The organism is Paraburkholderia sp. SECH4, from assembly GCF_030511745.1.
Classification (GTDB): domain Bacteria; phylum Pseudomonadota; class Gammaproteobacteria; order Burkholderiales; family Burkholderiaceae; genus Paraburkholderia; species Paraburkholderia madseniana.
The window spans coordinates 47282-70006 of sequence record NZ_JALOCP010000001.1; the positions used below are offsets into that span (position 1 = coordinate 47282).

At 61.2% G+C, this 22725-nt stretch carries 18 protein-coding genes; 5 read left to right on the plus strand and 13 right to left on the minus strand.

Features of this window, described 5'->3' with window-relative positions; genetic code table 11:
• Positions 1-13: 13 nt before the first annotated feature.
• The 4 genes from M0D67_RS00220 to M0D67_RS00235 all read right to left on the minus strand — a co-directional run bounded on the left by M0D67_RS00220 (position 14) and on the right by M0D67_RS00235 (position 4431).
• Positions 14-436 carry a phasin family protein gene (locus M0D67_RS00220; protein ID WP_266237182.1) on the minus strand — a complete coding sequence of 141 codons (423 nt, stop codon included), beginning with the start codon at positions 434-436 and terminating at the stop codon, positions 14-16.
• 105 nt (positions 437-541) lie between these two features.
• Positions 542-2248: an alpha/beta fold hydrolase gene (locus tag M0D67_RS00225; RefSeq protein WP_266236721.1), complete on the minus strand. Its 1707-nt coding sequence runs from the start codon at positions 2246-2248 to the stop codon at positions 542-544.
• 46 nt (positions 2249-2294) lie between these two features.
• Positions 2295-2765 (minus strand): MaoC family dehydratase, encoded by a 471-nt coding sequence (locus M0D67_RS00230; protein ID WP_266236723.1) that lies wholly within the window; start codon positions 2763-2765, stop codon positions 2295-2297.
• Positions 2766-2787: 22 nt separating this feature from the next.
• A complete protein-coding gene (locus M0D67_RS00235; RefSeq protein WP_266236725.1) occupies positions 2788-4431 on the minus strand; it encodes a fatty acid--CoA ligase in 1644 nt (547 codons plus the stop codon).
• A gap of 266 nt (positions 4432-4697) precedes the next feature.
• Between M0D67_RS00235 and M0D67_RS00240 the strand changes: the two genes are divergently transcribed.
• Positions 4698-5465 (plus strand): ParA family protein, encoded by a 768-nt coding sequence (locus tag M0D67_RS00240; protein WP_154566801.1) that lies wholly within the window; start codon positions 4698-4700, stop codon positions 5463-5465.
• 188 nt (positions 5466-5653) lie between these two features.
• Here M0D67_RS00240 and M0D67_RS00245 read toward each other — a convergent pair whose 3' ends face one another.
• Both M0D67_RS00245 and M0D67_RS00250 read right to left on the minus strand, forming a co-directional pair.
• Positions 5654-7354: a long-chain fatty acid--CoA ligase gene (locus M0D67_RS00245; RefSeq protein ID WP_266236728.1), complete on the minus strand. Its 1701-nt coding sequence runs from the start codon at positions 7352-7354 to the stop codon at positions 5654-5656.
• 65 nt (positions 7355-7419) lie between these two features.
• Complete coding sequence (locus M0D67_RS00250) at positions 7420-9552, minus strand: alpha/beta hydrolase fold domain-containing protein (protein ID WP_266236731.1); 2133 nt, start codon at positions 9550-9552, stop codon at positions 7420-7422.
• 63 nt (positions 9553-9615) lie between these two features.
• Here M0D67_RS00250 and M0D67_RS00255 point away from each other — a divergent pair, with 63 nt between their 5' ends.
• Positions 9616-10293 (plus strand): TetR/AcrR family transcriptional regulator, encoded by a 678-nt coding sequence (locus tag M0D67_RS00255; RefSeq protein ID WP_154566805.1) that lies wholly within the window; start codon positions 9616-9618, stop codon positions 10291-10293.
• A gap of 21 nt (positions 10294-10314) precedes the next feature.
• Here M0D67_RS00255 and M0D67_RS00260 read toward each other — a convergent pair whose 3' ends face one another.
• The 3 genes from M0D67_RS00260 to M0D67_RS00270 all read right to left on the minus strand — a co-directional run bounded on the left by M0D67_RS00260 (position 10315) and on the right by M0D67_RS00270 (position 13064).
• Positions 10315-10680 carry a response regulator gene (locus tag M0D67_RS00260; protein ID WP_154566806.1) on the minus strand — a complete coding sequence of 122 codons (366 nt, stop codon included), beginning with the start codon at positions 10678-10680 and terminating at the stop codon, positions 10315-10317.
• Positions 10681-10725: 45 nt separating this feature from the next.
• On the minus strand, positions 10726-11361 hold the full coding sequence (locus tag M0D67_RS00265) for a response regulator transcription factor (protein WP_266236735.1): 636 nt from the start codon (positions 11359-11361) through the stop codon (positions 10726-10728).
• Between the two features lie 320 nt (positions 11362-11681).
• The gene (locus M0D67_RS00270; protein WP_266236737.1) at positions 11682-13064 is read right to left on the minus strand and encodes a sensor histidine kinase; all 1383 of its coding nucleotides are present in this window, start codon (positions 13062-13064) and stop codon (positions 11682-11684) included.
• 447 nt (positions 13065-13511) lie between these two features.
• Between M0D67_RS00270 and M0D67_RS00275 the strand changes: the two genes are divergently transcribed.
• The 3 genes from M0D67_RS00275 (at position 13512) to M0D67_RS00285 (ending at position 19425) form a co-directional block, all read left to right on the plus strand.
• A complete protein-coding gene (locus M0D67_RS00275) occupies positions 13512-16250 on the plus strand; it encodes a LuxR C-terminal-related transcriptional regulator (RefSeq protein WP_266236739.1) in 2739 nt (912 codons plus the stop codon).
• Positions 16251-16596: 346 nt separating this feature from the next.
• Positions 16597-18903, plus strand: coding sequence for a PAS domain-containing sensor histidine kinase (locus tag M0D67_RS00280; protein WP_266236741.1), 2307 nt, complete (start codon positions 16597-16599; stop codon positions 18901-18903).
• A 129-nt stretch (positions 18904-19032) separates the two neighbouring features.
• The gene (locus M0D67_RS00285; protein WP_266236744.1) at positions 19033-19425 is read left to right on the plus strand and encodes a DUF3331 domain-containing protein; all 393 of its coding nucleotides are present in this window, start codon (positions 19033-19035) and stop codon (positions 19423-19425) included.
• Positions 19426-19473: 48 nt separating this feature from the next.
• Here the strand turns inward: M0D67_RS00285 and M0D67_RS00290 are convergent, their stop codons facing one another.
• The 4 genes from M0D67_RS00290 to M0D67_RS00305 form a co-directional block, all read right to left on the minus strand.
• The gene (locus tag M0D67_RS00290) at positions 19474-20943 is read right to left on the minus strand and encodes an alginate export family protein (protein WP_266236747.1); all 1470 of its coding nucleotides are present in this window, start codon (positions 20941-20943) and stop codon (positions 19474-19476) included.
• The gene (locus M0D67_RS00295; RefSeq protein WP_266236749.1) at positions 20940-21884 is read right to left on the minus strand and encodes a VOC family protein; all 945 of its coding nucleotides are present in this window, start codon (positions 21882-21884) and stop codon (positions 20940-20942) included. The genes M0D67_RS00290 and M0D67_RS00295 overlap by 4 nt, the downstream gene beginning before the upstream one ends.
• 157 nt (positions 21885-22041) lie before the next feature.
• The gene (locus tag M0D67_RS00300) at positions 22042-22278 is read right to left on the minus strand and encodes a DUF1427 family protein (RefSeq protein ID WP_154559794.1); all 237 of its coding nucleotides are present in this window, start codon (positions 22276-22278) and stop codon (positions 22042-22044) included.
• 45 nt (positions 22279-22323) lie between these two features.
• On the minus strand, positions 22324-22722 hold the full coding sequence (locus M0D67_RS00305) for a DoxX family protein (RefSeq protein WP_154559793.1): 399 nt from the start codon (positions 22720-22722) through the stop codon (positions 22324-22326).
• Positions 22723-22725: the final 3 nt, after the last annotated feature.

Sequence of the window (22725 nt, forward strand, 5' to 3'; positions counted from 1 at the left end):
GACTTCTTCGGCATTACTTCTTCGGCTGAAGGAGCGTTTTCAGTTCCTCGACGTGCTCGGCGACGCGCTTGGTAACCACGGCGACGCTGTCCGCCTGCGCACGGTATGCGGTGTCAGCGAGTTCCTGCATGTCCACCAGCGCCTTGTTCAAGGCCTGCCGCACCACTTCACCCGTGTTGGCCGCCGGCTGGCTGCCCGACTGGGCAACGCGGCTGACGAGCGACTGCACTTCGGTCAGCGTCGTGCGGAGGATCTCCGACTGCTTCTGAGCGAGCGACTGCACGCCTGCCAGCGCGGTCGTGTTGGCTTCGACGATCGCCTCGACGTCCTTGCGGCGCGACTCGAGGAGTGCGCCTACGTCGATGCCGGGCAGCTTGAACTGTCCAACGACCTTTTTATACTCGGCGAAAATGCTGTTGAAATTGGTTGAATCCATCATCGATACTCCATTGAAACTACGTTAAGAAAATGTTGACTGCGGTGCGCTCAAAAGTGCGCTCAATGAGTGCGCCGGTGCGTGTGCCTTGGTGCCTTAAGTGCCTTAGGCTTCCATGACATACGTTCCCGGCGCCTTCACGCCCGCGGGATGCTGCTTGTTGCCTACTGTCGTCGGGGTGGCACGCCGCTCGCCGGAATGATCGGCGAGCCACGTGCGCCAGTCGGCCCACCACGAGTCCTTTTCAGCCTGAGCACTGGCAAGCCATGCGTCGGCATTGGCGGGCAAATCGGTATTGAGAAAGAACTTCGCTTTCGGATTGCCCGGCGGGTTGATCAGGCTCTGGATATGACCGCTCGAACTCAGCACGAAACGCGTCTTGCCGCCGAACGTGCGCGCCGTGTTGTACACGCCCTTCCACGGCGTGATGTGATCGGTCATGCCGGCAACGACGTATTTGTCGCACGTCACTTCGGACAGATCAATCGGCGTACCCAGAACCGTCAACGCGCGAGGCTTGCTGAACAGATTGCCCGTGAAGATATCGAGCAGTTGCCCATGCATCGCCGCAGGCAGCCGGGTCGCATCGTTGTTCCAATACAAGATGTCGAAAGCGGGCGGCGCTTTGCCGAGCAGATAGTTATTGACCCAGTAGTTCCAGACGAGATCGTTGGGTCGCATCCACGCGAACACGCGCCCCATTTCTTCGCCGGCGAGCACGCCCTTCGATGTACTGTTCTGCTTTGCGGCCGCAATGGCTTCCGGCGTTGCAAAGAGACCGAGCTGCGAATCAGCCGTGTTGTCCAGCACCGCGACCATCAGCGTGGCGGCATTGACGCTCGTGTCGCCGCGGCTTGCGAGGTGGCCAAGGAGCGCCGAAATCGTCATCGCACCCGAGCAGGCGCCGTGCAGGTTGACGTCGTCGCTGCCGGTAATGTCGCGCACGGCCGTGATCGCTTCGAGGAGCGCCGTCACATAGGTATCGAGGTCCCAGTGACTCTGCGCGGCGGTGGGATTGCGCCAGCTCACCATGAACACCTGGAACTCGCTCTTCACCAGATAGTCGACGATGCTCTTGCCTTCGGACAGGTCGAACACGTAGAACTTGTTGATCTGGGGCGGCACGATCAGTTGCGGGCGGGCGTACACCTGCTCCGTCGCCGGTGCGTACTGGATCAGCTCGAGCACCTCGTTGCGAAAGACCACCGCGCCCTGCGACGTGCCGAGGTTTTCACCCACCTTGAACGCCGACCTGTCGACTTGCGCGGGCATCCCCTGGTTCTGCAGCATATCCGTCACGAGATTGCGCATGCCGCCAAGCAGGCTGGCGCCGCCCGAATCGATGATTTTCTTGAGTGCGGCGGGATTGCCGAGCAGCGTGTTCGTCGGCGACAGCGCGTCGGTGAAGAGCGACAGCACGAACTGCGCGCGTTCCTTGCTCTTCGGGTCGAGCGCGGAGCGGTCGACAAAGCCTGTCAACGCGTTGCGCCACGCCACGTAAGTTTGCAGCGTCATGCGGTAAAGCGAATTCGTCTGCCACGCCGGGTCGGTGAAGCGCTTGTCGCCCTGCGGCGGCGTACTGTCCGCGCTGCCGCCAAGCACCGCGATCAGGTCGCGGACCAGCGCCGCCTCCTGCTCCATGAGCAACGCGGGTTGCCGCAGCGCCTGGGCGCCGATCTGCTGCGCCGTTGCCATAATGTCTCGCGGCCGCAGTCCCACGAACGGATTCGGTCCGAGCATGCCTTCCGCGGCAGACGCCGCAAGGTCGTTCGTCTGCTCGCTGCGTGCCTTGCTTTCGTCATTTGCCGCCATCTTGCTGCTCCTCAAACATCTCTATCCGTTTCGTCAACAGTGCTGCTTACGCTTGCGAGACCAGCATCGCCAATGTCTCGGCGATGAGCGCCGGCTTCTCCTCGCCCTCGATCTGCAGTTCGTTCATCGTCTTCACGATGATCCGGCCGCCGCCCTTCTTTTCCACCGAAATCAGCGTCACGCGGTTTCGCACCCGCGCTCCCGCTTTCACCGGTGTCATGAAACGCACCTTGTCCAGCCCGTAGTTCAGCCCAGCCGATGCGTCCTCAGGAATGAGTCCGATCTCGATCGCGAGCGACGCCAGCAGCGACAGCGTCAGATAGCCGTGCGCGATCGTGCCGCCGAACGGGCTTTCGCGTTTCGCGCGCTCGGGATCCACGTGAATCCACTGCCTGTCGCCCGTGCATGCCGCGAAGGCGTCGATACGCGCCTGATCGACGACAACCCAGTCCGACACGCCCAATTCGCGGCCACCGAAGTCGTCGATCGTGGCGACGCTATATCCTTTGATGCTCATCGTGTTTGCTCCTTGCGACGGGTCAGGCGAATTGCTCGCGCAACCACTTCTTGTTCATCTTGCCGACGCTCGTCTTCTGCAGCGCGTCGACGAACTTGACGATCTGCGGCACCGCGTACTTCGAGATCCGTCCGGTTTTGGTGAAGCCCATGACGTGTGCCTTGACGTCCTCTTCGGTGACCGCGGCACCCGGCTTGCGCACTACTAGCGCAACCGGCCGTTCGCCCCATTTCTCGTCCTTGATCCCGATCACCGCGACTTCCGAGACATCCGGGTGCAGCGAAATCAGGCTTTCGACTTCGAGCGAAGAGATCCACTCCCCGCCCGATTTGATGACGTCCTTGATACGGTCGGTGATCTGGATGTTGCCGGTCGCGTCGATGTTCGCGATGTCCTGCGTATGCAGGTATCCGCCAGTCCAGAGCTGCGCGGACGCGTCCGGATTGTTCAGGTAAGCCTGCGTCAGCCACGGCGCACGCACGACGATCTCGCCGTAGGCCCGGCCGTCGTGCACGATCTCTTCCATGTCCTCGTTGACGATGCGCAAGTCGACGAGCGGAACGGGGAAACCGGTCTTGCAACGCAGGCGTACCTCTTCTTCGAGATCGAGCGGCCCGGTGTTAGGCGGAAGTTGCGCGAGGCTCAACACAGGACCGGTCTCGGACATGCCATAGCCGGTAAAGACGTCGATGCCGCGGTCGAGCGCGGCGCGCGCGAGACCGTGCGGCAACGCGCCGCCGCCGATGATGACCTTCCATTTGCTGAAGTCCGCGTGCTTCGCGTCATCGCACGAGAGCAGCATGTGCAGAATCGTGCTGACGCAGTGCGAAAACGTGACGCCTTCATCGCGGAGCAGTTGCACGAGACGCTCGGGCACATAACGGCCCGGATAGACCTGCTTCACGCCCATTACCGTCGCGATGTAGGGCATGCCCCATGCGTGCACATGGAACATCGGCGTGAGCGGCATATAGACGTCGCCGCGATGAAAGCGCTGTCCCGATACCGGGCTCGACAGCGCCGCCATCAAGGTGATGGTGTGCAGGACCAACTGGCGATGCGAGAAGTACACGCCCTTGGGCAGACCGGTGGTTCCTGTCGTGTAGAACGTGGTGGCCCGGGTGTTCTCGTCGAAGTCGGGAAAATCGTAGCTCGTCGCGCTCGCTGCCAGCATCGCCTCGTATTCCGTGGCGAATGCAATGGTGTGCGCGCTCGCTTCACTGCCCGGCTCGTCGATCCACACGAAGGTGCGGACCGTTTCAAGCTGATCCTTGATCGCTTCGACCACGGGCAGGAAATCGGTGTGAACGAGCAGCACCTCTGCGCCGGCGTGGTTGATCGTGTAGGCGATCTCCGCCTCCGACAACCTCACGTTGACCGTCTGAAGCACGGCGCCCATCATCGGAACCGCAAAGTACGACTCCAGATAGCGGTGGCTGTCCCAGTCCATCACGGCCACGGTGCTGCCGTGCCGCACGCCGAGCTCGTGAAGGCCATTGGCGAGCCGCGCAATGCGTTCCCTCAGCGTGGTATAGGTCATCCGCAGCTGGCCGCGGTACACGATTTCCTGATCCGGCGCCTGAACGAACGGCGTATGCAACAGTTGCTTGATCAGCAGCGGATAGGCATAAGGGGATGGCGTCGATCCCTGCACGGCGTCCTGCATCTACGTCTCCTCAAGTCGAGAAATGGATCGGGCTGACACAGGTCAGTCGGTGCTTGTCGCGCACGGTGGCATCCCGAGTGAAGCCATCATCGAGTTTTTGGCAAGGGGGAGCCATCCCCCGAACAGGGGAACTGTCAGGAAGTGGCCGCGGAGTAAGGGCCGCGGCGCGGGGACGGCCGTTGAGGCCGGGCTAAGGGGGGTTCCGCCAGGGTAAGCTGTGCCTTTCGCAAGTTTTCGCAAGTTCTCGCAAAAAAGGGGCAAACCAGATGCGGCGTGTCGTCTTCAATCAGAAGGGTGGCGTGGGTAAATCGACCATCGTATGCAACCTGGCGGCGATCAGCGCCAGCGAGGGTATGCGCACCCTGGTCATCGATCTCGATCCTCAGGGCAATTCCAGCCAATACCTTCTCGGCGAGCAGGCGAGCGGGCTCAAGCCGAGTGTGGCGGACTTCTTCGAAACGGCCCTGAGTTTCAGCTTCAAGCCGACACCGGTCTCGACCTTCATCCATCCCACGCCGTTCGAGAACCTCGATGTGATGCCCTCCCATCCGGAGCTTGACGCTTTGCACGGCAAGCTCGAATCCCGCTACAAAATCTACAAGCTACGCGATGCGCTGAATGAACTGGACGATGCGTACGACGCGATTTATATCGACACGCCCCCTGCACTGAATTTCTACACCCGCTCCGCACTGATTGCGGTCGAACGCTGCCTGATCCCGTTCGACTGTGACGATTTTTCTCGTCGCGCGCTTTATACGCTGCTCGACAACGTCAAGGAAATTCAGCAGGACCATAATTCCGATCTGGAAGTCGAAGGGATTGTGATCAACCAGTTTCAGCCTCGCGCGAGCCTGCCTCTCCAACTGGTTGAGGAACTGGTAAGCGAGGGTTTGCCGGTGTTGGAGTCCCGGCTGTCTTCTTCCGTGAGGATTCGCGAATCGCATCAGCACGCCAAACCGATGGTTCACCTCGATCCCCGGCATAAGCTTGCTCTGGAGTTCATGGCGTTGCATCGCGAGCTGGTTGGGTAAAAAGGAACTCTTCGTCCCGCAGGAAGCTTAGGGCCTGTTCATGCTGATGACAGGCCCTTGCGTGACTCAATGGGCCGAGATGATCTGATCAACCTGCCAGCTCAACCAACACTTCATCCTTTGGTGTCACCGGTAGGCCTAACCTGCCCTGCTGCGACTACTCATCGCTCGCTTCGGCAGGCAACATATCAATCCAACCGGCGGCCTTCGGATTGAGCGTTTCGACTCCGCGTTTCCTCTTCCTGCAGCAGTCTCCACTGGATCTTTCCGCTCGCCGTACGGGGCAAGCTGGCGGCAAACTGAATGACACGCGGAACCTTGTAGGACGCCATGCGCTCACGGGCCCACGACACCATTTCTTCTTCCGTCACGTGCTCGCCGTTTCGAAGCACGATGACCGCCTTGACCGACTCGCCTCGACGCGGATCGTGAGTCGCGATGACACACGCTTCCTGTACGGCCGGATGCTCGAACAACATTGCCTCGACCTCGGCCGGCCAGACTTTGTAGCCGGAGGCGTTGATCATGCGTTTGAGCCGGTCGACGATGAAGAAGTATCCGTCCCGATCTACATAGCCGAGATCTCCCGTGCGCAAGTAGCGCTTCCCATCGATCAGAACAAATGCCTCTTGCGTGGCTTCCGGCGACTTCCAATACCCGTCGAACACTTGAGGCCCGCTGACGAGAATCTCGCCTGTTTCTCCTTCACCGAGAGGCTCGAGCGTCTCGGGATCGACGACGAGTGAATCGGTATTGAAGACCGGCACGCCCATGCACTGTTGCTTGCTGTGCTTCGGCGGATTGATGTGAGTCGCTGCCATGGTCTCGGTGAGGCCGTACCCTTCCACGTACGGGATGCCCCAACGCTTCTCTATCTCCTGCGCGATAGCCTGCGGCATCGCGGCACCGCCGCCGCTCAGGTACGCAATGGAGCTCAGATCGAACCTGCCGACGTCCGGCAGGTTCAGCAGGTCGATGAGCATCGTGGGAACCGTGACCCATGTGCTTACGCGGTGGCGTTCGATCACGTGCGCGGCACATTTCGCGTCCCAGCGGGTCATGATCGCCATCGTGGCGCCGATGTATATCGGCATGTTCATGCAGTTCTGCATGCCGGTGACGTGAAACAAGGGCACGGAGCACAGCATTACGCTCTCGTTCGCGAGGCTCGGCCATTCAGCGCACGAGACCGTTGAATGCATCACGCTACGATGAGTATGGATGCACCCCTTGGGGCGACCGGTCGTGCCGGACGTGTACGGAATGACCGCCAGATCTTCGGGCCTGGATTCGTGGCCGCGCGGAACGCACGCACGAGCAAGCGCGTCGTTCCAGCCGATTAGAGCGGCATGTCCGTTCACAGAATCTGCATGAGGCTGCGCTACGGACGATGTCAGAACGTCGGGCAGCGGCAGATCGGTCTGGTCGCGAAGATAGTCGGCATAACGTGCAGAGATCACATGGTCCACGTGACGGCCCGACAGCGGCCGCACGTGCTCCATGAGTTCAACGCCCACAAAGGCGACCCTAGCCCCGCTATCTTCAAGTATGTGTTGCAGTTCCGACGTCCGGTTCATCGGATTGACGGGCACGACTACCGCATCCGCGCGCAGCACCGCATAGAAGGCGATGACGAACTGCGGACTGTTCTGCATGTACAGGACGACGCGCTCGCCCCGGGCGATGCCGCAGTGCTGCTGCAGGAATCCGGCCATCGCATCGACTTCGTGCCGCAACTGCCGGTAGCTGACGGTGCTGTCGTAGTAAAGGATTGCGGCCTTTTCCGGATGGCGGTCCGCGGAAACTTCGAGATTCGTGTACAGCGATGTCTGCGGCGCGGATAGTTGCCGCGGCACGTCGACCCGCCGACGCGTTGATGTTGCCGTCATGTCTACTCCGGGCATGAAACCAAATGCGGTGATAGGGCAAAGCGACTTGAAACCGGGTGCTGGCGTCACGCGCAAATCGCGAGCTCGCGACTCCACTGGCCAATTTCTTCGAGCGTCTCGGCGGTTTCGGGCAAGAATGGGAAGAGCGTGAAGACGTGAACCGAATCGCTCACCATCTTCAAGGTCACGTTCGCGCCGGCTGCCTTTGCCCGCTCTGCGAAACGAGTCGTGTCGCTTTCCAGTACCTCGCCCTCCACCGCCGAAAGAAACACCGGCGGAAGGTCTGCGAGATCCGCGAACAACGGCGACACCATCGGATCGGTCGGCTCGTGACCCTGGAAGTAAGACGCGACAAGATTGGAAAGCGTCTCGCGATTCGCGGCCGGGTCGTCTCCGGAATTCGCCATGACGGAGGGGCCGCCAAGCGTGAGGTCAGTGAGCGGGCAGATTGCAATGACGCCGCCTGGCAATGGCAGCCCCGCACGACGCAGCGCAGCAGCCAGCGCCAGGGCGAGGCCGCCCCCGGACGATTCGCCGCTCAGGAACACCGTCGACGGATCGACACCCGAAGCGAGCAAACCGCGATAGGCGCTGAATGCGTCATCGAATGCCGCCGGATACGGATGCTCGGGCGCGAGGCGATAGTCGACCGTGTAGCACGGACCGTTCAGCGCGCGTGAGAGACGGCTTGCGTATTCAACCGAGCTCTTCCCCGAACCCAGCACGTACCCGCCGCCGTGGAAGTGCAAGACGGTCGCCTTGTGCCCTGCTCCCGCTGCAACCACGCGCAACGCGCTCACCCCGTGAAGATCGACGTCCGTCACCTCGGTGCTAGCCTGCGCAGGGAACTGCTCCAGCAGGAACCGTTCGTAGGCTGCACGCTGCCCCCGGTCGCCACGCGCAATGTCATCCGGCTTGAACACGCCCTTCCAGAGATCGAAAGCACGCTGACTCTCGGGGCGCGCCATCCGCTTTCCTTCGCGTGCCGCGCTCAAACCTACGACCTCTCCCGGCGGCAACTTGACGGCCTCGAGGATGTTGTGCCCCCAGGCGAACGACCACGACGCCTCTGCCAGCGGATCGATACGCGAGAGTCCCTTCAGGCGTCCGTTACGCTGGCGCACACGCGCCTCGTCGGGCTCGTGTGCCCAGTCGACGACAAAGCGCGCGCCCGCCTGAATCCGCGTCGTACGCGGCTGGCGGCGCCGTTCGTATTCCAGCAGCGCGTCCTGAATGCCGTCCGGGCCATGGTTCTTGAGACAGGTGGCGAGGACCCATGCGTCTTCGATCGCCTGGCAGGCGCCTTGCGCCAGGTACGGCACCATTGCATGCGCAGCGTCGCCGAGCAGGGCGATGCGTCCGGTACTCCAGTGTTCGATCGGGTCCCGGTGGTACATCCCCGTGATGAACGTTGAATCCACCGCTTCCAGCATCTTCTGGACGGTCGGCTCAGAACCCTCGAACGAGCGCCGCAGTTGCGCTACGTCCCCCGACTGCGTCCACGATTCGCGGCTCACTTCGGTTGCCGGCACCGACGCAAGAATGCTGTAGAGGTCCTTGCGCACCCAGTACGAAACGATATTCCTGCCCACGCCGAACCAGTTGTTCCCCGCCACCGGCAACCTCAGGCCCGCGAGCCGGTCAGCGGGAATGAGCGAGCGCCACATCAGGATGTTGGCGAACTGCTTCTCCTCGGATCCCCGGAGGGCCGTCCGAACGGCAGAGTGAATGCCATCCGCGCCGATCACGGCGTCGCCACGAATCACTTCGCCATTTTGCAGCGTGACGTAGGCGCCTTCGTCGTCCTGGGACACCGACGCAACCTCTGCGCCCAGCCGGATCACATTGGGCGGCACGGCCTTCGCGAGCAGGTCGATCAGGTCGGCGCGGTGAACGTTGTAGAGCAGCGCGCCGTAGCGTGCCTCGGCCTCTTTGCCCAAAGGAGCCACGTACAGGAGACGCCCTGTCGACAGTTCGAGGTAGTCAAAACGCGCCGGCACGGTCGCGATGCTCGCCAGCGCCGGCTCAAGCCCCAGTTCCCGCAGCACAATCGTGCCGTTCGCAGCGATCTGGACGCCCGCGCCGACCTCCGTCAATTGCGGGGCGCGCTCCAGTACAATCGGCTCGATACCGTGGCGCAGCAACGCCAGAGCGGTCGTGAGTCCACCAATGCCTCCTCCAACAACTATGACTTTCATGCTAAGTTTCTCCTACCGAGTTAGTTATTGCAGTGTAGTTAATTAACCCGACACGGTAAAGTAATGACGACGCCAGGGAAAACCCTTCGCTCGGATGGGGCGGAGACACGAACTCGCTTAAAAGAGGAAGCCCAACGCCTGTTCGCGCTGCGCGGATTGGATGGGGTGTCCGTGCAGGACATCATCTCCGCCGCAGGGCAGCGCAACAGCGCCTCGTTGCGCTACTACTTCGGCAACAAACTTGAACTGGCGCGTGAGCTGGTCGTCGACGGTGCGCGCCTGATAGACGAAGACCGTCAGGCGCGGCTCGACAGACTGGAGGCGGAGGAAGGGATAAACGTACGTGCGGTATTAGGTGCGCTGCTCTTTCCGATGCTTGAGCTGGCGGATCGTACGGGTCAGGCGACGTATATCCGCATGATCGCCAACTTGCAGTTGAACGACCGCGCGTTCTTGCGGGAAGCGCTGGAAAACAAGTGGAATCTGGGTTATCAGCGTTGCAACGCCCTGCTCCGGAACCTGCTTGCCGATATTCCGCCGGCAATCGTCGATCACAGACTGTCGCTCGTGGGCATCTACGGCAATGCCTCGCTGGCAGCGTGGGAAGCGAGCCGGGACAGTGGCGATTCGGGAGGGCTTTGGTCGCCGCAATACGCCGTGGCCAACTTGATGGACAGCTTTGAAAACATACTCACCGCAGAGCCGTCGGAAGAAACGCGGTCCCTGTTGGGGGGGATTTGACGGCGAGTGCCAGCGCCGTTATTAAGCAATGCTATCCAGCATGTCCAGCAACGCATTTCCATCAACAGGTTTGCGGAAGAAACCTAGTGCGCCTCTGCGCAGATAGTAGTCTTCCGTTTGCTCGCTCGGCTTGCCCGTGATAATGATGACCGGCGTGGCTGCGCCTGAATGAACCGTTCTATCGAGCACCTGAATGCCGTCAACGGGCCGCATGCCCAGATCGGTAATGACGCATACCAGACCCGCGTAGCCGTCGGCAAAAAAATCCAGAGCGGATTCGTAGGCCCGTGTTCCGTACCCGCCGGAGGCCAGCAGGTTCGCCAGAGACGTCAGAACGCGTCGGTCATCATCAATCACGGCCACGGTTCGAACCGGAGGCGTGGACATTTTTTTTCTCCGGTGATCGAGTCCAACACCGAGTTGGCGTTGGCGTCAGGCGCAGAAAGTGGTTATGGGCGACGTTTCGAGCTGCAGTTTGCCCGCCTGCCTGACCAGCGTGGCAAACGAATCCGCTCGCATCTTTCTCATGATGTGGCCGCGATGGACCTGCACCGTGTATTCGGTAATCCCAAGTACTGCCGCCGCCTGCTTGTTGAGCAGGCCACTGGCAAGCAGCGGCAGGAGTTCCTGCTCACGAGGCGTGAGCGTTTGATAAAGCGCATGTAGCATCGCCGCATCGTCCGCCTCCTTGCGAAGAACGTGCGCCCTTGCGAGCGCCGCAGCAACCACGCGCATCAACTCGTCTTCATCGAGAGGCTTAGTGAGGAAGTCAACCGCCCCACCCTTCATGGCGAGGACCGTGGAAGGCACATCGCCCTTGCCGGTAATGAAAATGACGGGAATCTGCGAGTCACTGACGAGCTTCTGAACTTCCAGCCCACTCATGTCAGGCATTCGCAAATCCAGAATCAGACATGAAACACTATTTTGACGCGGTGTTTCCAGAAACTCCGTGCCGGAATCGAATGCGCGGGCATCTCTTCCGTTTGCGCGCAGCAGCGAGGTGAGTGCTTCTCGCACCCGCCTGTCGTCGTCGACCACATACACCATCTCACTTGCGGATTTCATGCGCCTTCTCCGTTGCCGGGTGAAAACCCAGCCTGACGTCGGCACGGACGGTCCACGACAATCTCGTTGAATGTTGTTCTTACGTGGTCCTGCCGACAAAAAATTATAGCCGCCGGAATCGTCGCCCGGAAGGATAGGAAGCCGTGTTCTGCATTACATAAATATGTAATATCACGGCCCGATATGAAGCAGTAGGCTGGGAAGATGTCTGGCTACAGCGCGTTGCTTTCAGACCGAAGCGAGGCCGAAGCAAGACCAAAGCGAGGCCAAAGCCGATCACGCTGATTGGCGGAGGCGGCTGAGGATACCCTCGGCTATCGTCAACGTGAGGTTGCGTTCGATCTCTCTATCGGAAGGCTGAAGCTGAAGGTCACGCCGCGGGACACATTGCGCACGGCCCCAATCCGGCCCGCATGTGCTTCCACGATCGACTTGCAGATTGCCAAACCCATACCCATGCCTGTTTTTTTCGTGGTAAAGAACGGCTCGAAAATCTTCTCGAAGTTCACCTGCCCTGCACCGTGATCTTCCACATCGACCACCACATTGCCGGCATCGCGACGTGAGCGGATCACCAGCAGCCTCGGTCGCTCCTCCGTTGCCGCTAACGCTTCAATTGCGTTGCGCACGAGGTTGACGATCACCTGCTGAATCTGAACCGCGTCCGCGCTGATCTTCGACACGTCTTCGCCGAGGATTGTCTCGAGCGAAACCGCGTTGTGCTGGATGTCGTCGGCCATCAGCGTGCATACCTGAAGAATCAGCTTGTTGACATCGAGATCGACCTTTTGCGGAGCCGTGTGCCTGAAAAGAGCGCGAATGCGGCTTACCACGTCTGCCGCGGCATTCGCGTCGTGCACAACCTGCTCGGCCGAGTATCTGGCTTTGTCGAGCCTGGGCGGCGTTGCAGCGAGCCATCGCACGCAGGCGTGCCCATGCGCCACGATGGCCTGGAGCGGCTGGTTGAGTTCGTGGGCAATGGAGGCAGAGAGTTCAGCCACGGCCGCGAGCCGCGATGCCTGCGCCAGCCTCTCCTGCGCGTCGCGCAAGGCCTTCGACAATTCCGCGCCGTCGTCGATGTCGACATCGAGGCCGAAGAACTTCATCACCTGCGCGCCGGCTCCTTCGGTACCGCGGTGCTCCCGAACCTGCTCGACGTCGAGCCTCGAGAGCAGGTCTGGCTCGGCCAATAGCTGCTCGATGAGTGCAACGAGATGATGCCGCACGCTTTCGGAGCGGCGCGCGCCTTCCTCGATGGCAACGGCGAGTTCCGCCCACCGTGGCTGCCGGTATTGCTCGCCCAGATAGGCCCGCACAATGGTCTGCGCAATGAAATCGAAGTGGTCCAGCAGATACAGCGAGACGTCGGCCAGAAGTTCTTTGGCAATACGCTCGTCCAACTCGCCGAGCGCGATATAGGCGCTCCAGATTTCCCGCAACCCCAGACGCAATGCCTGCAAATGGCTCTGCAGCGGCACACGTTGATGCTCACGTCGCTGACTGATTTCCCGAAACAAGTCCATGTCCTGCGCAGAAGGGAACTCACCCGACAACAGCGTCTCGAACCAGACTTTGGTCGACAGCGCGACCGATTCGCGAACGTCCCGTTGCGCCACCGGTGCGAGCAACCTGTATCCGTCCATCTGCGTCAGTATCGCCAGCGTGCGTTCGACGACATGCGTCAGATCGGCTGCGATCGACACGGTTTTTTCCCGCAAGTAATCGCTGATTCTTGGAACATTGGCTAACACGGATAGACACCCATCAATAACGGACGCACGATTTCGAAAGACAAGGAGCGCCGGGGCAGCGGCTTATGTGACCTATACGGCTGCGCGCCGACCGGTGCCTGCCGGACACCTGCAACGGGATTCGACGCGGCGTATCATGGGGCGAAAAATGAGTCGATCCTGGCGAGGCGCCAATGAGCCGCCTGGCAGTGATCGGCAGGCGCGTTGCCCCTGGCCTGGGGCACGCTTCAATCTCAATCCGGTACACGTATGGTCGCCTGGCGCGACGCGACCTACCATCCCCCAGATTGGGGAGAGTTCCCCCTCCCCCGACCCGGGGGATGCGCTTCTATAAACGGGGGGTGGCGGCAAGCACGCCTCCCAACAATTGGCTGGCTCAATACAATGGGTGACTGAAACATGCGTGTGACTGGAGAGACATCCGCGAGCGGACTGCACCTTTTCCTGGCAACGAAGATCGTTCCGCCACGCGTGCCGGTGGATCTCATCGCGCGTCCTCGGCTCGCTGGCCTCGCCGAGCGCGCCGCGAACAAACGTCTCACCGTGATCAAGGCGCCCGCCGGATTCGGCAAAACTTCGCTGGCGCTCAGCTGGCTCGACCGGTTGCGCGCGAACGGTGCATTAGTGGCGTGGCTGTCGCTCGACACAGAAGACGATGAACCCGCGCGCTTCCTCAACTATCTGGCGCACGCGTTGCGGCATGCCTGCGACAAGGTCGGCGCCGCGGCGATCAGTCTGACTGCCGACGCCGCGTTCGTCCCGTTACACGCCGTCGTTTCCACACTGGTCAATGAGCTTGTCGAAGTCGATGATGATGTCGTCCTGTTTCTGGACGACTATCACCAGGTGAGCCTGCCAGCCATACACGACGCGATGTCGTTCCTGATCGAAAAGGCGCCGCCTCATGTGCACGTGGTCCTCTGCAGTCGCACCGATCCGCCGCTGCCGCTCGCGAGGCTGAGAGCAGGCGACGAACTGCTGGAAATCGACGGGTCGGTGTTGCGTTTCGACTTCGACGAAACGAGGCGCTTTGTCGAACGCACATTGCCCGGCACGCTGAACGCTTCGTACATCCAGACGCTCTTTGCGGGCACGGAGGGCTGGGCTGCGGCGCTGCGCATCCAGATGTCCATGCTATCGCGCAAGGATGGCGAGGCGGTTCGGGAGCGTGATGCGCCATCCGGTACGTCGCGGCCGTTCGCCGCCTATATCGAGTACATGTTCGAGCGCCTGTCCCCCGACATGGTCAGGTTCATGCTGCGCACGTCGATACTCGACCGGTTGAGCGCGCCGCTCTGCGAGGCTGTAACGGGCCTGCGCGCGAGCCAGCCTATGCTGGACGAAACCGCCGGGGCGCAGTTGCTGTTGCAGGCGCTCGACGACAACGGGCAATGGTTCCGCTATCACCCTCTGATGGGCGAATACTTGCGTGCCCAGCTCGAGACACAGCACGCCGACGAGGTGGCGGAACTGCATTGCCGCGCGTGCGCGTGGTATGCCGATCAGGAACTGTGGACGGAGGCAGTCAAACACGCGATCGCCGCGGGCAGCACGGATAACGCGATTCGTCTGATGGAGCGGTGCGCGATGGCGCTGGTCAAGAAAGGCGACCTGCTCACGCTACTCGACTTGCAGCGCCGCTTTCCCGCCGGTCTGGCCGGGGCGCAGGTGAAGGTCACACTGGCCATCGCCTGGGGCATGGCGCTCGCCATGCATTTCGAAGAGGCGCTCGCGATGCTGGATGTAGTAGAACATGATCTCGCGTCCGACACTGGCGCCGAAGCCAAAGAAATCCGGCGGGAATGCCAGGCGATCCGCTCGGTCGTCGCGGGCCTGCAGGACGATCCCGAGCGCGCGCTCGTTATCGCTGAACCATGCATCGAGGGGCCGACCACCGATATCTGGACCACCAATGTGGCATCCAACGTCGTGCGCTTCGCCCATTGGAAGGCCGGCAATCTCGAAGCGCTTTATGCAACGCCGTGGATGTCCTACTCCGCCGAAGAAAATCAGCGCAATCTGTACTCTTCGGTCTACCGGCTGTGCCTGCTGGGACATGCGGAAATGCAACAGTTGCACTTCGGGCTTGCCGAACGGTATTTCACGGAATCGATGCAACTGGCCGAACGCCATGCCGGTCCCGATTCGATCTCGGTGGCGCTATGCGCACCGATGATCGGCCAGATCTGGTACGAACAAGGCCGGCTGGACAAAGCTGAAACACTGGTTGCCGGGTTGATGCCGGTCATTGACATTGCGGTCCTGCTCGATAGCGTGTTGATTGCCTACCGCCTCCTTATCCGGATCGCCGCCGCGCGTTCGGACGTGACGCAGGCGTACGCATTGCTCGACCGGGCTCAGGCGTTGAGTTGCGAACGTCAATGGGACCGCATGACCGCCGCTGCCCTCGTTGAACGCACACGGCTATATCTTGCGGAAGGCAGGATGGTCGAAGCGGCTGCGTGCGTCGCGCAACTCGATCAGATGGCGGGATCCAACGCCCATCCTTCGCGTTCCATCTCGCTCGAGATCGAGAACTATCGTGCATTCGGAGCGGCCGCTGTTGCCGCGGCCCAACAGCGGACCGAAGAAGCCGCCGCGGTGCTGGGCGCCGCGCTGCAGAGCGCCGAACGACAACATGCAGATTTCCAGGCGATACGCCTGCGAACCGTGCTTGCACTGGTCTGGCTGGCAGCAAACGAATGTGCCCGTGCGATCGGGATCTTTCGCGAAGTCCTAAAGGTCGCCGCGCCCGCGGGCGTGTACCAGTCCATTCTCGACGTGGGGCCGGACATCGGATCGCTGCTGGACGCCGTTCGTGAAGACGTGGAGCAGACGGAGCACTCGAACGAACTGATCGTCTACGTCGATCATCTGCTCGACGGCGCGCGGATTCTCTATCAGCCAGGCGGCCACCGTCGACGCGATACCGAGCGCGGGTCGCTGAGTTCAAGGGAGCGCGAAATCGTCGACCTGATTGCGCGCGGACAGTCGAACAAGGAAATCGCGAATGTGCTCGGAATTGGCGCTGAAACCGTCAAATCTCATCTGAAAAGCGTCTTCGTGAAACTCGGTGTCGATAAGCGCGCTCAAGCTGTTGCGCGTGCGCGGGACCTCGGTCTTGTGGGTTCAGACTAGCCGCATGCTGAAGTTAGCAACATGAGTTAGCGACATGAATATGTAATGGCGCCATCCGATGCGAAGTCTTAAATTAAACTTTTTTCCCTTCTCTTTTTCCTGATCTGCCTGACTGGCAGTTCCTGAAAAGGCACCCGTCCGCAATGGTATGACCTATCTCCATTGCCTCGTACTCGATTCGTGCCACAACGGTGCGCACGATCAGACCTCGCGGTACGACACGAAATAACCATCAACCCTCTCCGCTCACTTTGCAAGCTAGTGAGCTTTTCGCTGGAAAATCCCGGCATTGATGTGAAAATGTGGAGTACCACTATCCAATACGTCGACGAACTCCGAGGTTGACATGCTTACCGTGTTGATTCCACGCTCGTCCCGGGTTGCCGCCCTCAGCGTTGCCATAGCCGGCGCGTCAGGCGTGGCAGGGTTACTCGAACCGGTCACGGGCTGCCTCGGCCTCGTACTGGTTGTTCTGGTCGCGCACTTTTTCGACCGCAGCTTTGGGCGTCTCGCCGCGGGTTTCGTCTCGCTTGGGATCGCCGGAACGATGTTGACTGCCGGTCACCCTTCTCTATCCTCCGGCTCGATCGGCCGTTGCGCCGTCGCAATCGGCGCGGTATGGCTTTGTGCCGAACTGGTCTCCCGACGCCCCCGGCACATCCGCTACACCCGGCAGCCAGACTCAACGGCCCACTCGAAGGATGATGATTTCGATCTCAAGGTTCGACAGGCGCTAACGGCAAGCGAGTCGAGAGAGTTGATCCGTGAACGGGAAGCGCAACTGAACTGGCTGACTGAGAATGTTCCCAGCCTGCTCTGGCGGACGGACGCTCATGGCCGCCTGGAATATATGAACAGGCGCACTGAGGATTACACCGGCCTACCGCTCGAAGACCTGAGCGCGCGCGGCTGGCTTCACCTGGTGCACCCAGACGACGCTGCGTCAACCCTTGAGGTCTGGGAAGATTCCCTCGCTAGCGGGAGACCTTACGACCGGGTCCATCGGCTCCGCGCGGCCGACAACACGTATCGATGGTTTCAATGCAAAGGCGCCTCCGTGCGGGATGCCAACGGTGATGTTGTGAACTGGTATGGTCTTTCGACTGATATCCACGAGCGGCAGCTAGCTCAGGAAGTTCTTCGCACGGAAGAGCTCAATTTGCGAAGACTCGTAGACGCATTGCCCGCGATGATCTGGCGAGCCACGCCGGAAGGAAAAGTCGACCGATGGAGTCGGCAAATGCTCACCTTCATGGGAAAGAGCAATGAAGAATTCGACGGAGAAATGTTGCTTCGTCTCATCCCGGAAGCAGACCGTCTTCGTGTCCGCTCGCGCTGGAGGCAAGCTGTCCACGAAGGTGCGTCGTATCAGGACACGTACCAGGTTGCAGGCGCCGATGGGACTCTGCGCTGGTATCTCGCTCGCGGCGAACCGTTTCGCGACGAAAGCGGACAAATCCTGCACTGGTACGGCGTATGCACGGACATCGACGATCTCAAACAGACAGAAGCCGCGCTCGAACAGCAGGAGCACCAGCTACACGAACTGATCGAGACCATCCCCGCCATGCTCTGGAGCAATGACCCACAAGGGGGGCTCACTTACATCAATCGGAAAATCGTCGAATTCGTTGGTCTGGATCTTTCGCAGCTCGCGGGCGCCGGCTATCAGAAGACCTGCCATCCTGACGACCTGAACACCATGATTCAAGCGTGGACACACTCGGTCGAGACTGGCGAACCGTACTGCCACACCGCCCGGCTTCGCCGAAAAGACGGGATTTACCGGTGGTACCAGCACACGGGTGAAGCAATGAGGGACGCCGACGGCAACATTGTTCAATGGTATGGACTCAGTCTTGATATTGACGAACGCAAGCGTGCAGAAGACCGGCTCAGGCACACTCAGGCTGAACTTGCGCGGGCAACCCAGATTGCCACGGTCGCCGAACTCTCCGCCTCCATCGCGCACGAGCTCAATCAACCCCTCACGTCCGTTATCGCCAATGCGCAGGCTTGCAATCGGTGGCTCGCAGCGTCCCCGCCCAATTTGAGCGAAGCCAGGACTTCCGCGGAAAGCGTCGTTCGAGATGCCCATTCCGCCGACGAGACGATGAAAAGCATCCGTGCGCTGTTCAAGAGCCAATCATTCCAGAAGCGCAAGCGTAACGTGAAAGACATGGTCCTCGAATCCGTGCGGCTGCTACGGGAAGACGAAACCCGGCAAACCGCCGACATCGACCTCGATTTGCCCGATGGCCTGCCGCCGGTGTTCGTCGACCAGATACAGATTCAGCAGGTCCTGATCAATCTGATCACGAACGGAATAGAAGCCACGGAAAACTCGGGGCGCACACCGAAGATTCTCATTACCGCAAAGGCGCTTCGCGACGGGTCCGTGCTACTCGAGGTGGCCGATAACGGTGTGGGCATCGTGGGTGGCGACAGCATATTCGACGCATTCGTCACGACCAAGAGCACGGGAATGGGTATCGGGCTTGCAGTGTCCCGCTCAATTATCGAAGCGCATGAAGGTCGTCTTACTGCCGCCAATAATCAGGGCTACGGATCGACTTTTAGCGTCGTCCTGCCAGTCCTGAGCGAAGAAGCCGCGTATCCGGACGTCGAGATCAGTGGAGCGGCCAGTCGCTGAGCGAGGCATGGTGCTGGAGGGCGAATGAGGGACGCCCTCCACAATCATGTAATTGCGGCCCGCCAGTCTGCTACCTATCATCCAGTCAAGGTCGAGGGTTAGCTCTAACGAGAATCGAGGAACCGCATCATGCAAGCTCCCTTTGAAACAGACAGAACGTGGCAGTCAACAATGGCGCTCCTCTCGAACGAAGGTGAAACACAGGCGCCTGTTGTGTCCAGTTGCTTCCGCCCGCACGGCAGCGAAAGCGACTTCCGCAAATGCGTCATCCGGGTGCTGGAGCGCAGCGGGCGGACCTCGGCAACGCTCGCGTGGAGCGACGCGACGTCCTGCTGCTACGGCGAACAGCATTGGCGGCGCTGTGTTGCGAAGAAAGCCGGGGTTTGCGCCCTGAGTGGCCTGGCCATTACAAGAGGCAACGCAGTCTATCGACCCAAGCGGGTTCAACCCGCACCCCGAAACATCGAAGCGATGATTCTGGCCACGGTCCTCGAAGCCGTCTCTCTGGAAGAAGGCTTCTGACGGTTCAGATCCAGTCGAAGCGTTGAGCGGGCCCGCTCCTGTCATCGGTCACCATCCGAACTTCGCTTCGACGCCCACATAGTCCGCGTTGCGCGCCCCTAGCGCACGGATCGAATCGCCGACTTCGAAATGCACCGCTTCCAGCGCGAGCGCGACGTTCGGGCTGACGAGCCAGTCGGCGCGAATCTGCGCATACATGCCCGTCCAGCGGGTTCCCTTTCCCGCCGTGCCGGGCACCACGGCCATCCCCTGACCGTAGATCGCATCGCCCGTCGTCGCGCGCCACTGGAAACCGAGTGCCGTCAGTAACGTGACCTTCGGCGATACCTTGAAGGTGATCGACGGCTTCACGTGAATCAGGTTGCTGTAGCCGGTGTAGCCCGCCAGCGTGAAATAGTAGCCGTTCGGAAACAACGGATTGAAGGTTTCGACGCGTCCATCGCCCGGATGCCGGTCGCCCGATGCGCCGTCGATCTGCAAACCGAACCGCGGCGAGCCCGCCACCGTTGCGAGCGTATAGCCGCCCAGCAACCCGAATGCCCACGCGCCGATGGTGTCCTTGCCGACGTGCCCCGTCTGCACCATCGATTCGACATCCCAATCGAACGGCGTGACCTTGCCCGCATAACGCACGTCGAATACATCGCGATGCTCGGTGCCTGCCGCATCGAGAAAGCGTGCGTTGTCGCGGTTGTAGCGCGACCAGTACGCTGACAGATCGCCTGGCCCCGTGTTCGCACGTTCCACGCGCACACCACTGAACGTGAGATGCCGGTTCGACACGTCGTCGAAGGCCGTGACGTCGCGATTCTGCACGGGCTGCGTCATATAGCCGATGAAGCGCCACTTGTCGATTTCATAGTCGGCCCACAGCGCATCGAACGCCTGACGCACGTTCGGCCCGTCGCGCACCGAGACGAACCGCTGCAAGTCGAACGCCATCTCCTGCCGGCCGACGCGCGCCTTGAACGTGCCGCTGCCTACGCCATAGACGAACGCGACGAACGCCTGCTCGATGTCGAGCGGATTCTTGTCGACGGGCGAAACAGCATCCTTGCCGAAGGGCCGGGCATCCTCGAGTTGGAAAAACGCCTGCACATGCATGCCGATGCGCGCATCGGCATGCACTTCGGCGCGCTGGATGACGTAGCTGTCGGGCCGCGCGGCGCCGAGCCCGAAGAGTGGCGCGTTGTTCAGTTCGAAGCGTTCACGCAGAGTCGCGCCGAGCGACAGATAGGTCGACGGATCGCTGCCGGGCGAGATGTACTTGAGCGCATCGAACGGCTCGCGCGGCACGCACGGATTGGCCAGCGCCGACCAGTCTTCCTGCCAGCGGTTGAACGATAGCGCCGACGGCCGCTTCGCGGTGCATTGAGGCGCAGCGGCCACGCCTGCAACCGCATCCGCTGCGTTATCGGCGGCGAACGCGTTCACGCCCTCTGCCCATCCGCACACCGCGAGCACGGCGCAGGCAGCCGCCTTCGACGCCGCGTGCCTCAGTGAGCGACGCTGCATCATTTCGCCAGCTCGTGAATCTCGGCGACGTAGCCGCCGGGAAACTCGACCATCGCCGTACGCCCTTCAACTGTCCTGTTCGCCGGCGACAACACCTTCACGCCGACGCCCTGCGCCTTCGCGAGCGTCGCGTCGAGATCGGCGACCAGATAGCCGGTGACTTCGCGGCCGAACGGATAAGGCAGCTTGCCGTCGGTCACGAACACGAGCATGGTGCCGAAGCCGGACGTGATGCGTACGCGCCGGATCGTCTCGCCGGGCCGGCCGATTTCGCCACCGTCCGCGTGACGGTTGTCGGACACGACCTTGCCGTGCGAAAAGCGTACAAAGCGCTTGATGAAGTTATCCGCGGATTGCGCGGACGCATAGACGCGATTGTCGGGGACCGTCTCCAGCGGATCATACGAAGGCGCCTTCCTATGCCAATACAGTTGCATGTTCAGGCCGCCCGGCCACTGGATTACCGCGTCCTTGCCGATCGGATCGTCGAACGTATCCACGATCACGTCCGCGCCCGCAGCGTGCGCGGCACGAACGGCCTTGTCCATGTCGGTGACGAGATAGCCCGTGCGCTCGCTGCCGAACGGATACGGTATCGGCGTCTGGAATGCAAACACCGACAGCATGCCGACAGGCGTGCGCACGTATTGCGAAGCGGTCTTGCTCGGCGTCGGCGTGACCGTGAACACGGCGCGCGGCGAAGCGGTGCCGCCGAACGTCGCGATAAAACTGTCGACGAACGCGTCGATGTCCTGGCTCGCCACATAAACATGCGTCGTATCGTATTGCGGACCGACCGACACGACCGGCAGGCTCTTGCCTATGTTCTGATGATCGGCCTCGGCGAAAGCCGGCGAGCCGCTCAGCGCCATGCCGAGCGCCGTGACAGAGACAATCGAAACGACAGCGGCCCGCAACACTCGAACCGTCTTGACGGTACTCATAAAAAACACTCCTGGCTGGTAAGGGATGCCGCAGCGTTGTGCGGCACAATCAGATTCCGACCTTTGGCGTGCCCGTCCTGCGCACCAGCACAGCGAGCACGCACAACGCGACGAGCGGCAGCGTGCGCAACATCCGGTTGTGCGCCGCCTGCCGCGCCTATCGATCCTCGTTGCATAGCGGAGTCGGCTTGGTGCTGGCGACAGGCGGTGCACCTTGCGTTTGCGCATCGGGCGTGCGTATGCGCGCCTGCACGAACGGAATCGCATGCTCGCCAATCACAATGCCAAGCAACCCCGCAAGCGCAATCAGCGGAGGCGCGGGCGATTGCACGCGCACAAGGAAATACAGCAGGCCGACCACGAGGCCCGCACCCAATGCAATCAGATATGACATGGTTCACTCCTCACGCGCCGCGGCAAACGCGCCGTGCGCTCAGGCTTACCGCTGCCCGGACTGGGGCCGCAGCGCAATCCGGTAGCGTCCCGCACCGCCGATCGCGATGGTTCCGAACATGATCAGCAGCATCCACGCGAATTGCGCCTGGGCCAGCGTCCATTCGCGATGCACGAGGCTCAGCGCGACCACGCAGACGAGCATGATCGGCAGCGCGGCAAGCCGCGTCGCGATGCCCGCGATCATCAGCAGCGGGCACACGACCTCCGCGAAGATCGCGCAGCCTAGCGTCAGCGTCTTGCCGAGATGCAACGGGTCTTCGATCGCCTCGAACTGACTCGCGTAGTGGATTGCCTTCGGCAGTCCATGCACGAGCAGCACGAGCACGCTCGCGGTGACGCGCAGAAACAGCAGCGCCACATCGGGAGTGAGAAAACGCTTCATCGC